This is a genomic window from Acinetobacter sp. VT 511, assembly GCF_001077515.1.
In the GTDB taxonomy this organism is placed as follows: domain Bacteria; phylum Pseudomonadota; class Gammaproteobacteria; order Pseudomonadales; family Moraxellaceae; genus Acinetobacter; species Acinetobacter schindleri.
Genome location: NZ_LFRE01000059.1, coordinates 236,879 through 249,258, shown reverse-complemented (window position 1 = coordinate 249,258; position 12,380 = coordinate 236,879). Strand labels below are relative to the sequence as shown.

General features: G+C 44.5%; 14 protein-coding genes. 2 read left to right on the top strand and 12 right to left on the bottom strand.

From position 1 onward, the window contains the following. The first annotated feature begins 32 nt into the window (after positions 1-32). A complete protein-coding gene (locus ACS72_RS08450) occupies positions 33-920 on the top strand; it encodes a DMT family transporter (RefSeq protein WP_048881828.1) in 888 nt (295 codons plus the stop codon). Positions 921-967: 47 nt separating this feature from the next. Here ACS72_RS08450 and ACS72_RS08445 read toward each other — a convergent pair whose 3' ends face one another. From ACS72_RS08445 to ACS72_RS08425, 5 genes are all read right to left on the bottom strand, one after another. Beyond that, positions 968-3,163: a TRAP transporter large permease subunit gene (locus ACS72_RS08445; RefSeq protein WP_048881827.1), complete on the bottom strand. Its 2,196-nt coding sequence runs from the start codon at positions 3,161-3,163 to the stop codon at positions 968-970. Positions 3,164-3,339: 176 nt separating this feature from the next. Then, positions 3,340-3,912, bottom strand: coding sequence for a rhombosortase (gene rrtA, locus ACS72_RS08440; protein ID WP_048881851.1), 573 nt, complete (start codon positions 3,910-3,912; stop codon positions 3,340-3,342). A gap of 65 nt (positions 3,913-3,977) precedes the next feature. Beyond that, positions 3,978-5,018 carry a hypothetical protein gene (locus tag ACS72_RS08435; protein ID WP_034592054.1) on the bottom strand — a complete coding sequence of 347 codons (1,041 nt, stop codon included), beginning with the start codon at positions 5,016-5,018 and terminating at the stop codon, positions 3,978-3,980. Between the two features lie 541 nt (positions 5,019-5,559). Next, positions 5,560-5,946, bottom strand: a complete 387-nt coding sequence (locus tag ACS72_RS08430; protein WP_048881826.1) for a hypothetical protein — start codon at positions 5,944-5,946, stop codon at positions 5,560-5,562. Next, a complete protein-coding gene (locus ACS72_RS08425) occupies positions 5,939-6,196 on the bottom strand; it encodes a succinate dehydrogenase assembly factor 2 (protein WP_008302635.1) in 258 nt (85 codons plus the stop codon). The genes ACS72_RS08430 and ACS72_RS08425 overlap by 8 nt, the downstream gene beginning before the upstream one ends. Positions 6,197-6,372: 176 nt before the next feature. Between ACS72_RS08425 and ACS72_RS08420 the strand changes: the two genes are divergently transcribed. Further along, positions 6,373-7,545, top strand: coding sequence for an acyl-CoA dehydrogenase family protein (locus ACS72_RS08420; protein WP_048881825.1), 1,173 nt, complete (start codon positions 6,373-6,375; stop codon positions 7,543-7,545). A 63-nt stretch (positions 7,546-7,608) separates the two neighbouring features. On the opposite strand, the gene ACS72_RS08415 is transcribed toward ACS72_RS08420, so the two are convergent. From ACS72_RS08415 to rpmJ, 7 genes are all read right to left on the bottom strand, one after another. Next, positions 7,609-9,114 (bottom strand): NAD(P)/FAD-dependent oxidoreductase, encoded by a 1,506-nt coding sequence (locus tag ACS72_RS08415; protein ID WP_048881824.1) that lies wholly within the window; start codon positions 9,112-9,114, stop codon positions 7,609-7,611. A gap of 219 nt (positions 9,115-9,333) precedes the next feature. Beyond that, positions 9,334-9,699, bottom strand: coding sequence for a 50S ribosomal protein L17 (gene rplQ, locus ACS72_RS08410; RefSeq protein ID WP_004786886.1), 366 nt, complete (start codon positions 9,697-9,699; stop codon positions 9,334-9,336). An 18-nt stretch (positions 9,700-9,717) separates the two neighbouring features. Continuing rightward, complete coding sequence (gene rpoA, locus ACS72_RS08405) at positions 9,718-10,725, bottom strand: DNA-directed RNA polymerase subunit alpha (RefSeq protein WP_004809777.1); 1,008 nt, start codon at positions 10,723-10,725, stop codon at positions 9,718-9,720. A gap of 16 nt (positions 10,726-10,741) precedes the next feature. Beyond that, positions 10,742-11,368, bottom strand: a complete 627-nt coding sequence (rpsD, locus tag ACS72_RS08400; protein WP_004809780.1) for a 30S ribosomal protein S4 — start codon at positions 11,366-11,368, stop codon at positions 10,742-10,744. 12 nt (positions 11,369-11,380) lie between these two features. After that, positions 11,381-11,767 carry a 30S ribosomal protein S11 gene (rpsK, locus tag ACS72_RS08395; RefSeq protein WP_001040166.1) on the bottom strand — a complete coding sequence of 129 codons (387 nt, stop codon included), beginning with the start codon at positions 11,765-11,767 and terminating at the stop codon, positions 11,381-11,383. A 19-nt stretch (positions 11,768-11,786) separates the two neighbouring features. After that, positions 11,787-12,143, bottom strand: a complete 357-nt coding sequence (gene rpsM / locus ACS72_RS08390) for a 30S ribosomal protein S13 (RefSeq protein ID WP_004281492.1) — start codon at positions 12,141-12,143, stop codon at positions 11,787-11,789. Between the two features lie 107 nt (positions 12,144-12,250). After that, entirely contained in the window at positions 12,251-12,367 is a 117-nt protein-coding gene (gene rpmJ / locus ACS72_RS17385; protein WP_000867907.1) for a 50S ribosomal protein L36, read from the bottom strand. Positions 12,368-12,380: the final 13 nt, after the last annotated feature.

Here is a 12,380-nt window from a genome sequence, read left to right as displayed (position 1 = left end):
AATATTCCACAATCTTCTAGCGATGCTTTCTTATGCCCAGCGCACCCCCTTCTGATCTGATTAAAGCCATCCTTCTACTCACCTGCTCGGCTTTGCTGTTCTCTATGATGGGGGTGTGTATTCGTTATGCTTCACATACGGTTGATAACGCGACTGTCGTATTTTTCCGTAATGCGGTGGGTATGTTGTTATTCCTACCTTTGCTGCTCCGTAAAGGTGTCGGTTTCTTTAAAACTGAAAAGTTATGGATGCATGTCTGGCGTTCTGTGGTGGGTTTAATGGCAATGTATGGTTTCTTCTATGCCATTGCCCATCTCAAGCTGTCTAATGCCATGGTGTTTACCTATTCCTCTCCAATTTTCATTCCGTTCATTGCCTGGCTATTTTTAAAAGAAAAGATCACCAAAGCGATGCTGCTTGCCGCTGCTATCGGATTTATTGGTGTCTTGTGTGTAACAAAGCCAGATTCGGGGCTGTTTAATCTCATGTCAGTGATTGGACTCAGTGCCAGCTTTTTAGCGGCTATGGCTTTTGTCACTGTACGTGCGCTGACAGATACTGAACCACCAGAACGGATCGTGTTCTATTTTTGCTTTATTGGCACACTAGTTTCAGTGATTCCGATGTTCTGGCACTGGCGCCCTTATCATCTGACTGAACTGGCTTATCTGATTGCAGCAGGCGTTTTAGCCAATATCAGCCAGATCCTGATGTCCAATGCCTACAAGCTGGCACCTGCCGGACAGATCGGACCTGTCAACTATGTGGCGATCATTTTTGCCGGAATTTGGGGCTATATCTTCTGGAAAGAAATCCCCGATATTATGAGCCTGCTTGGACTGGCCCTGATTTTCTCAGCCATTTTACTGTGTAGCCCCCTATTACAAAACCACTTTAAACGAAATCATCCGTCCTCTTAAAGGCAGCAATAAAAAAGCACCCGTAGGTGCTTTTTTAATATCCGATGTTAGTGATACCAGCCGAACAGCTTGAACAGGTAGGGTACATAGGCAATGATCAGCATTGCTGGCAGTAACACAATTACGGGTAGAATCCAACGCTCATAGCGGTAATAGAAGGACAAATGTCGTACCTCTGCATCTGCTTCTGCCACTTCGGCATCGCCAATCGACTGCCGGGCCAGCAGATGATTCAGTGCTACTGGTGGTGTCACATACCCCAGTTCAAAGCCAATCAGGGTAATCATCCAGAAATGTACCGGATGAATACCATATTGGTACGCTACGGGTGCTACCGTTGCGGAAATCAGAATCACGGCGCCGAACGGATCCATGATCATGCCCACAAAGATCATCAAACCAACAATCATGGTAATGACCAGAATCATGCTGTTTATATCTGTCGGGAAAGCTTCCATGATTTCCAGACGTTCCAGCAAACCGCCGACGCTGACGGACAAAGCCATCAAAATGACCAGTGCACCGATATGCCCGACCGTTTCGCTGCTGGAGATATGCATGGATTTCCAGAAACCGAACTGACGTAAGGATGAACCAGGTGACGATTCAGACTGTACCGCTGTACCACCAATTCCATTCAGATTCATATTGAGACTTTCATCCCAATGTCCTACTGGTGGTATTGGTGCAGGCTGATGGCGCAGTTTGTCATACAGTACAATCATTAACAGGATGACTGGCATCATCACTGGTGCAGTGAACTCGTTCAGATTGGTCGACAATGCGTATTTGTAGAACATCCAGATCATTACAAAGATCACGATGTATGGAATCACAGCCAGGAAGGCACGACCTGATTGTGGTGCTGCTACGCCTGCTGGGGCAATACGGAACTTGCTTTCAGCAAAAAACAGTGAAATTACCAGGAACAGGGTCGAACTTAGTAAGAATACATACACACCATAGTGATACAGCAAGTCTGTCGTTACTTCTTTATTTAATGAGGCTACAACCACAATCAATAGACATGGACGTAATACGACACCCAGAGAACCCGACATGGCAGTAGCTGCCAAGGCAAACTGACGGCGACCGCCGGCATTCCAGACTTCCTTATAGATAATCGCACCAGCAGCAATCACGAAGATCCCTGATGCCCCGGTATAAGCGGTTGGCAATGCAGCTGCCAACAGGATTAACCAGGTCAGGGTTTCCGGTGCCAGATTCCATGGACGCAGAATATTCAGGAACATATCCACGACACGGGTCTGTTTCAGCAACATGCCGGCCCAGATAAACAGCGCCAGGTTCAGGAAGATGCTAGAGAACTCGACCAGCTGACCTAGATAAATCCCTTGCCCCATTGGATAATCCATGAAGAAGGTAAAGTTAATCCCGGTACTGATGGCCATATAGGCATACAGCGGTACGCTCAGGAAAGCCAGACCAAAACTGCCGCCTTCACGGGTAGGCTTCGGCAACTTAATCACCTGGAACAAGCTGATCAGGGTTAAGGTGCTAAACAGAATCATCCACAGCCAGTAGATGTATTTCATCTCTCCCATGGCCACGCCAGAGTTCAGTACTGACTGATACTGGCTATAGGAGGAGAATGCCAGGAAAGCATTCGCGACAAGCATAGCCAGTGTATAGACCCGGAAATCAATTTTGGTGGCTGGGCTGCGCAGACCAATATGATGAGTTTTTAGGGTCGCACTAATGGCAGCAAATACCACCATAATCACCAGCAGCAACGCACGGTTTTCCACACCAAACTTGAACAGACCAAAGAAACTGGTTTCAAAGCTACGGTAAGCACGAATACTCGGATGAGCATTGATATGATTTATGGCTTGGGTATAGAAAGCATGGGACTCTTCACAAACCTGTTGCGCCTGCATGACTGCTGCACGTACATCCGCCTCGGAACGCACGCCAAAAAAATCGGCATATTCATCGGCAGCATCAGCTTTCATCTGCTGTTGGACACGGCTATCGACATCGATGTTCCGTTCACATTGCGGTCGGGTTGGTTCAGCACGTAGGAATGAATACTGCATCCCCGTAGCTGGGTCGCCATAAAGCCGTTCACCCATGCGCAGCAATTGCCCATGGATCATTTCACCCGTACCAATGACAAGAGTCAGTAACAGCAAGACCAGTACGACAAATGTCGAGATCCATTCTGTCCAGATATAACGCAACAGACCTATTCCCGATCTGTTTTCAGCATCATTTTGCATGTGTATTCCTATTGTTATTCTCTGGGAATGTCCACCATACTTGGCTTCCCTTTCCCTTTGTCTTGTAAGTCCGATTTACAGACCAATCTGATTATTATGCTTCTGACTCTGCACCAGACTGTGCAAAATGAAAATGACAATTTGCATTTTCTTTTTTGTTATTTATGCCAACTGCATCATTGATCCAGCCAGTAATTACCAATGATATATAGATTAGCTACTACAATCCCCCAGATCACACCCAGCAAATGCGCTTCAACCAGTACCGGACTACCAATCAATTGGGCCGTGCCCTCACTGCCGATGGTATTTTCCCAGACCAGCTTGGCAAAAATCAGAAACAATACCAAGGCTGCAAAACTGCGTTCTTTCTTATACAACAGATGCACACAGGCCACGGCGGCATACGCACCATGCAAGACACCCGACAGTCCAGCATAAGCCTCGATATCTGGCAGGAAATAATAAAAGCTAAGACTGATCAGCGGAGGCAAGACCAGTAGAATACTGACGAAGTTCCACACCGAAACACGTGGAAAGATAAAGGGCAAGCAGATAAAGGCCAGCATATTCAGGAAATAGTGCGTCCAGCCAACGTGCACCCAATGTGCCGTCCACAGCCGCCAGGGCTCACTTATCAGGCTAGCTTGCCAAAAGATAAAACTATCTTTAAATATCTGCAGCCATGCGCAGAAAGCAACAAAGACTGCCAGAAAGACAATCTTGTTACGAAGATAGTGATCATGCATCTGCATCGCTTAGTCCCTTAACGTATGTCAATTTAGGTCCGCCTTAACGTACGGACCTGACTGGATCAGGAATCCGCATTAAACAGATCATCAAGGTCAGATGCTGTATCCGCTTCATCCCAGAAACGTTGCATGCCATCGTCTCCAGTGCGAACGCCGGTATGCTCGGTCCAGTAACGGTCTGCAATGCCACCCACCATAATCGAAGCCATACTGTCGATCAGCTTGAATTGTGGATTGACCGGCTTTTCATCAGAACGTGCCTGTGCAAAAGTTTTCAGCGCATCACGTAACTTGGCATCATCACCTGATGCCTGAGCAGCTACGGCATAAAGTGCATGTGATAAACGCACACCTTTCTGTTCACCAATCTGGGTCGACTGTTTCAAGGTCTGATATGGATCCGGCTTGCCATCACCTGCGCCTGGCAACAAGGTCCAGATCACGGCACGTGTAGCATTTGGTGCGCCCCAGAATTTTTCATTGTTCAGACAGGTCATCCCGCGTTCTACCACAGCAGCGATGTCCTTCGGTACCTGCACCGCTCCACCCGAGTTAATATCATTGGTCATGGCTTGTAGGCCACTGAGCATGCCCAGCAGATAGACAGTCTGTTCTGTATCACCCTTCAAGGTTGGGCAACTCTCACCCAGCGCGACATTATATTTTTTCTCGTAACGCTTCTGGAACATCTGGTAACCGGTATATTGACGCTGTGCAGCCAATGCTGCCCAACGTTTCTGCTCTACGCGAGCATCCTGCGCCTCAGTAACCTGATTGGCTTTAGATGCACGCATATAGCGTAGTTCGGCATCTAGCGCTTTCTGCTCCGCACAAATACCGGCTGCAGAGTACATCAGTACTGCAACACGGGTCGGATCTGCCCCCATCTCCTTGGTTGACATGATCGCTGGTGTTAAGGCATTGCCTGAATTACACACCATTTCTGCATCATCCATCGCCAGAATTGGTGGCACTATATGTTTTTCAGTGAAACCCAGCGCCACATTGGCACCCGTTTTAACCACCTGTGAGCAACCTGTTAAAGCCGTTGTTGTTATTACTATGGCCGCCATACCCTGGCATATTTGTTGGACTTTTGACATTTTCCTGTCCTCTATAATTGTGATTATGTCCATGCTGCTAAACATAGCAGATGAACTATATGAATTAAAGAGTATTTACTCTAAATTAGATGAGTCACTTTGCCATTGATTACCGGTTCTGCAATTGACTTGATCGAAAGAAATACTGAATTTTGGGCAAAAAAAAGTAGCATTGCGACGGTTCAGCACATGCTACTTATTAACTGGGAAAGCTTTAACTTATCGTTTTAGCTTGTTAATGTGATTGAGTTGAAATTTGTTCCCTAACTATAGTGCCGAGTCGTCCAATGACCAGTGCCAGAATTACCGCGATTACTGGAAATATCCACGTTGGAAATTCCATATTAATCTCCTCTGTTGACTTCGGTGATTCAAATGTACCTGTTTAAAATAAAAGCAATTAAGAAAATTGTCAGACAATTCAAATATTTTCCAAAGAATTATGTGAATTGTCTGACAAAGGATCAGTATATAAAGATAAGAATTTGAAAAATATATAATTTTAATTTTAATTTTGATGAAAATACCGATTGTCTGGCAATCAGATCATTTTCGTAAGGACTTTCAATGACTTCCATTGTTGTGTTGGTAACTGGTCACACCAGATCAGCAATGGCGGTACTTTGGCATGCTGAAAATACACCACCAGATAAGCTTGGTGATCAATCACATGACTGATCTGGGCACGCTGTATGCGCTGATCATGATGGGTAATGGTCCATTCCCGACCATCCAAATATTCAAACTGGGCGATCTGCGGACGCTTGCGATAAAACAGATGATAGATGATCAGTCCTGCAACCAGACAGATTCCCCATAGCCATAAGGGCAATAACTGGTACATCACAAACATCAACACAATAAAAATGAAAAACTGAAACGCAAGTGCAAGCAGGCTGCGTTTCAGCTGATAACAACGATTATCCATGAACGTAGTGTTTAAGCTTGTTAATAAACTCACGTAATTCAGGGCGTGGCGGTTCGGATACTTCCATAAACCAGTCCAGCAGGTCCGGGTCTTCTTGCGCTACGAGTTCAGCAAACATTTCTTTTTCAAATGGGTCTGCTGTCAAATAGCAGTTTTTGACATAGGGATCAAAATACACATCCAACTCTTTAAGACCACGACGTGCGCGGTAAATCACTTTACGCTCTTCCAGGCTGATGTCTTCAGTCATCATATTTCCCCAACGTGTTAAAAACATGAGTAGTTTACCTAAGCGCCAAGTAATTTTCGAGGGAATTGGCGGAAAGCATCAGCATTATCTGTATTTTGTACATTTCGCACATTGTCCCCAGATAGACCCTGCCCTTATGTTCATGAGAACAATAACCAGAACAAGGAATCCTGATCATGCAATCTGCTGCGATTCGACCACTGCCGCATCTTTTACCGCGTACTTTGTTTAATGCTGAGCATGATGCTTTCCGCGAGACGGTGCGCAAATTCTATGAAAAGGAAGTCATTCCGCATACCGAACGCTTCGAACAGCAACAACACGTAGATCGCAAGCTGTGGAATAAGGCAGGAAGCCTAGGGCTACTTTGCCCGACTTTACCAGAACAATATGGTGGTTCAGGTGGGGATCGGCTTTACAGTATGATTCTGATTGAAGAACAAGCTTATGCCGGTGATTCAGCGACCGGTTTTTCCCTACATTCCGATATCGTCGCGAATTATATTCTGAATTTCGGCAATGAAGCCCAGAAACAGCAATGGCTAGCAAAAATGGCCAGTGGCGAAGTGATTACTGCGATTGCGATGACTGAACCCGGCACAGGTTCAGATCTTCAGGCTGTACGCACCAGTGCCGTGTTGGAGGGTAATGAGTATGTGATTAATGGCTCGAAAATATTTATCACCAACGGTTATCTTTGCGATATGGCAATTGTGGTGTGTAAAACAGGCGATAGTGACAAAGGCTCAGCCAATCTTTCATTGATCATGGTGGAAGCTGACCGTGCTGGTTTTAGTAAAGGCAAACCGCTGAATAAAATCGGCATGAAAGGCCAGGATACCTGTGAATTATTCTTTGATAACGTGCGTGTTCCTAAAGAAAATTTATTGGGTATGCCCGGTATGGGTTTTATGATGCTGATGAAAGAACTGGCTTGGGAACGCCTGATTGTGGCAATGATCTGTCAGGCAGGCGCTGAAGCTGCTTTTGCGCATACGGTGAAATACACTAAGGAACGTCAGGCTTTTGGCAAACCTATCTCAGCATTTCAGAATACTCGTTTTAAGCTGGCTGAACTACGTACTGAAATCGAAATCTGTCGAGCTTATCTGGATTGTTGTATGCAACAACAGTTACAGCAACAGCTAGGCGTAGATGCAGCTGCTGCCGCAAAATACAAAATTTCAGAAATGTTCAGTAAGGTAGTCGATGAATGTCTGCAACTGCATGGTGGATATGGCTATATGCTGGAATATCCAATTGCTCGTGCCTACATCGATCATCGTGCGAACCGTATATATGCTGGAACCAATGAAATCATGAAAGAATTGATCTCACGAGCAATTTAATTCAGATCATATAAACAGATAACAAAAGGAGCATTTAATGCTCCTTTTCTATAGGTTCAGATATTAAGATACCAGACGTGGTTTAACTTTTTTGCCGTTAACTTTTCCCTGTTCAACTTTAGATTTAAACTGAAGAATATCATCCTCGAAAGTTGCAGTTTTAAGATCTTTACGGTCAGCTAAATAATTATTGCTGACACGCCAAGGGCCATGCTTACCTTGTTTTGGCATGACGTTTGCGGCACGGGCAATATAACCTGAGGTCAGGCTACCCATCACCGTATCTTCGAGTAACTCTGCAGCATTACCTTCTGGTAATACCTCATCAAAACCGTTCATATCCATATAGTTCAGCAGACGGCAGATATATTCGGCTGCGATGTCTACTTTCAGTGTCCAAGATGCATTGATATAGCCAATAATCAGCGCCATATTCGGAATATCACTCACCATCACGCCACGATACAGCATATGTTTGGAAGTATCGATGGGCTTGCCATCGATGGAAGCCTGCATCCCGCCCAAAATCTGAATATTTAATCCTGTTGCTGATACGATAATATCGGCATCAAGATGTTTACCGGATTTAAGCTGAATACCGGTTTCAGTAAATCTCTCGATATGGTCAGTTTCTACCGATGCACGACCTTCACGTAAAATTTTGAATAAATCTCCATCCGGTACCACGCACAGACGCTGATCCCAAGGCTCATAGTCCGGGGTAAAGTGTTTCATATCCACCTTACCCTTAAGTTGGAACTTCACCGCATTTAAAAGCAGCTTTTTAAGCAATTTCGGCTGTTTTTGTGCCAGCGCATAAATCCCGCGCTGCATACCAATGTTTCGTGCACGGGTAAGCTTATAAGCCATATCTTCAGACAGATATTTACGCATCTTGTCATAGACCATATCAATGGAGGGTACAGAAGCAATATAGGTCGGTGAACGCTGCAACATAGTCACATGGCCTGCTCCACCTTTGACCATCGCTGGAACTAACGTAATAGCAGTTGCACCACTACCAATAATTACCACTTTTTTACCGCTATAATCGAAGTTCTCAGGCCAATGTTGCGGATGAATAAAAGTTCCTTTAAATGCATCCTGATTTGGAAATTCTGGTTGAAAACCTTGGTCATAATTATAATAACCAGTACAACCCAAAACAAAATTCGCTACCCAAGTTTCAGTCTTACCTTGAGCATTTTCGATTTTCACTGACCATTTATGCGTATGCGTATCATAATTGGCATTTAAAACACGGTGCTGATAATGAATTCTGGATTCAAGTTGGCATTCTTCTACTACTTCAGACAGATAGTTCTTAATTGATGCACCGTCAGCCAACACGCTGGCTTTTTTCCAAGGTTTAAAATTAAAGCCGAAAGTCGACATATCAGAATCTGAACGGATGCCCGGATATTTAAATAAATCCCAAGTACCACCTACGCTTTCCCGACGTTCAATAATTTCAAAAGAACGCTTCGGACAATTTTTAGAGAGATGTGCTGCTAAACCAATTCCCGAGATACCTGCACCCATAATTAAGATATCAACCTGTTTTTCCATATTCTTCTTTTAACCCAAGTTTGGAATTTATTTTATTAAAGCACAAAACTGACAATACTCCATGTCAAGTTTGTATGTTTGCCCTATTTTTTTTATCTTTTGGGGACATTTTTATAGCTAAACCGATAATCAATTTATAAAAAGATAAATTTTAGGCATTAAAAAAGGCCGGTTTATACAACCGACCTTTCCGAACAACGTTTGCTGCTCTTCACGAAATTAGTTAACTTCGCGATCTACTAGCTCAACGTAAGCCATCGGTGCAGCATCACCTGCACGGAAGCCCGCTTTAAGAACACGTAGATAACCGCCGTTACGCTCTTTGTAACGAGGGCCAAGAACGGTAAATAATTTACCAACAGTTGCAGCTGAACGAGTACGAGCAAACGCCAAACGACGGTTTGCTACTGTATCGACTTTAGCTAAAGTGATTAAAGGCTCAGCAACACGGCGTAATTCTTTTGCTTTAGGCACAGTTGTTTTGATCAACTCGTGCTCGAACAAAGAGTTAGCCATGTTTTGGAACATCGCTTTACGATGACTGCTTGTACGGCCTAATTTCACACCACTATTACGATGACGCATGGTGATAGTCCTACTTAATTAACGGCTACGATAGGCGAAACGATCGTCCATACGGAGACTAGCTGGTGGCCAGTTCTCTAAACGCATGCCGAGTTGTAAGCCTTTAGAAGCCAGAACATCTTTGATCTCAGTAAGCGATTTTTTACCCAGGTTAGGAGTTTTAAGCAACTCAACCTCAGTACGCTGTACAAGATCACCAATGTAGTAAATGTTTTCTGCTTTCAAACAGTTAGCAGAACGAACAGTTAGCTCTAGATCATCTACTGGACGAAGCAAAATCGGATCAACTTCTTCACGAGGTTCTTGAGCAACAGGAGCTTGATCTTTCTGAAGGTCAACAAAGATTGCAATTTGTTGTTGCAAGATTGTTGCCGCTTTGCGGATTGCTTCTTCAGGATCAACTGTACCGTTAGTTTCAAGATCAATGATCAGTTTATCAAGGTCAGTACGTTGTTCTACACGAGCATTTTCAACTGTGTAAGACACACGTTTGATCGGGCTGTAAGAGGCATCTAACTGTAAACGACCCACTGGGCGAGTCTCGCCTTCTGGGAAACGTGAGTCAGAAGTCTCGTAGCCACGGCCTTGAGCCACTTTCAGGCGCATCTTAAGATTGCCTGAAGCACTTAATGTGCCGATCAAGTGTTCAGGGTTAACCACTTCAACATTATGAGGTAAACGAAGGTCAGCCGCAGTTACATCGCCTGGACCTTGTTTCTCTAATGTTAAATAAGCTTCATTTTGATCGAACAGCTTAATAGACAATCCTTTTAGGTTCAGCAAGAGCTCGACGATGTCCTGCTGCAAGCCTTCCAAAGTACTGTACTCGTGCTCAACACCTTCAATCTCAACTTCAACCACAGCAGCGCCAGGCAAAGAAGACAGAAGGATGCGACGTAAAGCATTGCCCAGAGTATGACCAAAGCCACGCTCTAAGGGTTCTAGAATAACTTTTGCCGAGGTCCCGCTTGCCGCTTCGACCTTGATCGCTTGCGGAGTTAGAAACTCATTTGCAGTACGCGTCATATTGCTACCTCAAGGATTATTTAGAATACAATTCTACAATCAAGCTTTCGTTGATTTCAGCAGGTAAATCAGAACGATCCGGTGCAGCTTTGAACGTACCTTCTAGTTTAGAATGATCTACTTCCATCCAAGAAGGAATGCCACGTTGAGCAGCTAATTCAATTGCGTTTTTGATACGTAATTGTTGTTTAGCGCCTTCGTGAACTGCAATCACGTCACCAGCTTTAACTTGGATAGACGCGATGTTAACGCGACGGCCATTTAAAGTGATTGAACGGTGAGATACTAACTGACGAGCTTCAGCACGTGTAGAACCAAAACCCATGCGATAAACAACGTTATCAAGTCGGCTTTCAAGTAACTTTAACAAGTTCTCGCCAGTTGCGCCTTTAACACGAGCTGCTTCTTTATAGTAGTTACTAAATTGACGCTCTAAAACACCGTACATACGACGTACTTTTTGTTTTTCACGTAATTGTAGTGAGTACTCAGATTGTTTGCTGCCACGCGCACCACCGTGTTGGCCAGGCGCTTTAGCATGTTTTTTAGTCTTAACGTCAAATGGTTTAACGCCAGATTTTAATTGCAGGTCTGTCCCTTCGCGGCGAGAGAGTTTGCATTTTGGACCAATATAACGAGCCATGAATGTTTCTCCTTACACGCGACGTTTTTTAGGTGGACGGCAACCGTTGTGAGGAATTGGAGTCACATCGGTAATGCTATTAATTTTATAACCCACTGCACCTAAAGCACGAACCGCAGATTCACGACCTGGACCAGGGCCTTTAACAAGGACGTCCAAGTTTTTCAAACCGTAATCCAAAGCTGCTTTACCAGCAACTTCAGCAGCTACCTGAGCAGCGAACGGAGTTGATTTACGTGATCCACGGAAGCCTTGTCCACCTGAAGTGGCCCAAGCCAGTGCATTACCTTGACGATCGGTAATAGTCACAATGGTGTTATTAAAAGAAGCGTGAATGTGTGCAACACCTTCAGAGACGGTACGAGTGACCTTCTTGCGTGTGCGAGTATCTTTAGCCATCTTTTAGCTTCCAGAAATCTTATTTCTTAATTGGTTTGCGCGGACCTTTACGGGTACGTGCGTTAGTTTTGGTGCGTTGACCGCGGACAGGCAAGCTGCGACGATGACGAAGACCGCGGTAGCAGCCTAAATCCATTAAACGTTTGATGTTCATGGAAATTTCGCGACGTAAATCACCTTCGGTCGGAACCTTGGCAACTTCTGCACGAATCGCATCAAGCTGAGCGTCATCTAATTCACGGATCTTAGTCGTTGGAGCAATACCTGCAGCAGCTAAGATAGCTTTTGAAGTATGGCGACCAATACCAAAGATATACGTTAGAGAGATAACAGCATGCTTGTTATCCGGAATGTTTACACCGGCAATACGAGCCATTCAATTTTCTCCAAAAAGGCAGTAGAGATAATCAACCGCCCCACAAAAATCTTGAGGGGCGGATAATAACCTAATTCGCCTACTGAAATCAACAGGTCTTGATCAGATTAACCTTGACGCTGCTTATGACGAGGTTCTGCGCTACAAATTACGCGGATAACCCCATTACGACGGATAACTTTACAGCTACCACAAATTTTCTTTACAGAAGCTTGTACTTTCATGATGAAACCTCTA

Coding starts and splice junctions, on each gene's coding strand:
- ACS72_RS08430 (WP_048881826.1), bottom strand. CDS start 5,946: ATGGATAATCGTTGTTATCAGCTGAAACGCAGCCTGCTTGCACTTGCG.
- rpsD (WP_004809780.1), bottom strand. CDS start 11,368: ATGGCTCGTTATATTGGTCCAAAATGCAAACTCTCTCGCCGCGAAGGG.
- ACS72_RS08450 (WP_048881828.1), top strand. CDS start 33: ATGCCCAGCGCACCCCCTTCTGATCTGATTAAAGCCATCCTTCTACTC.
- ACS72_RS08415 (WP_048881824.1), bottom strand. CDS start 9,114: ATGGAAAAACAGGTTGATATCTTAATTATGGGTGCAGGTATCTCGGGA.
- ACS72_RS08435 (WP_034592054.1), bottom strand. CDS start 5,018: ATGTCAAAAGTCCAACAAATATGCCAGGGTATGGCGGCCATAGTAATA.
- ACS72_RS08445 (WP_048881827.1), bottom strand. CDS start 3,163: ATGCAAAATGATGCTGAAAACAGATCGGGAATAGGTCTGTTGCGTTAT.
- rpsK (WP_001040166.1), bottom strand. CDS start 11,767: ATGGCTAAAGATACTCGCACACGCAAGAAGGTCACTCGTACCGTCTCT.
- rpmJ (WP_000867907.1), bottom strand. CDS start 12,367: ATGAAAGTACAAGCTTCTGTAAAGAAAATTTGTGGTAGCTGTAAAGTT.
- rpoA (WP_004809777.1), bottom strand. CDS start 10,725: ATGACGCGTACTGCAAATGAGTTTCTAACTCCGCAAGCGATCAAGGTC.
- rpsM (WP_004281492.1), bottom strand. CDS start 12,143: ATGGCTCGTATTGCCGGTGTAAACATTCCGGATAACAAGCATGCTGTT.
- rplQ (WP_004786886.1), bottom strand. CDS start 9,699: ATGCGTCATCGTAATAGTGGTGTGAAATTAGGCCGTACAAGCAGTCAT.
- ACS72_RS08425 (WP_008302635.1), bottom strand. CDS start 6,196: ATGACTGAAGACATCAGCCTGGAAGAGCGTAAAGTGATTTACCGCGCA.
- rrtA (WP_048881851.1), bottom strand. CDS start 3,912: ATGCATGATCACTATCTTCGTAACAAGATTGTCTTTCTGGCAGTCTTT.
- ACS72_RS08420 (WP_048881825.1), top strand. CDS start 6,373: ATGCAATCTGCTGCGATTCGACCACTGCCGCATCTTTTACCGCGTACT.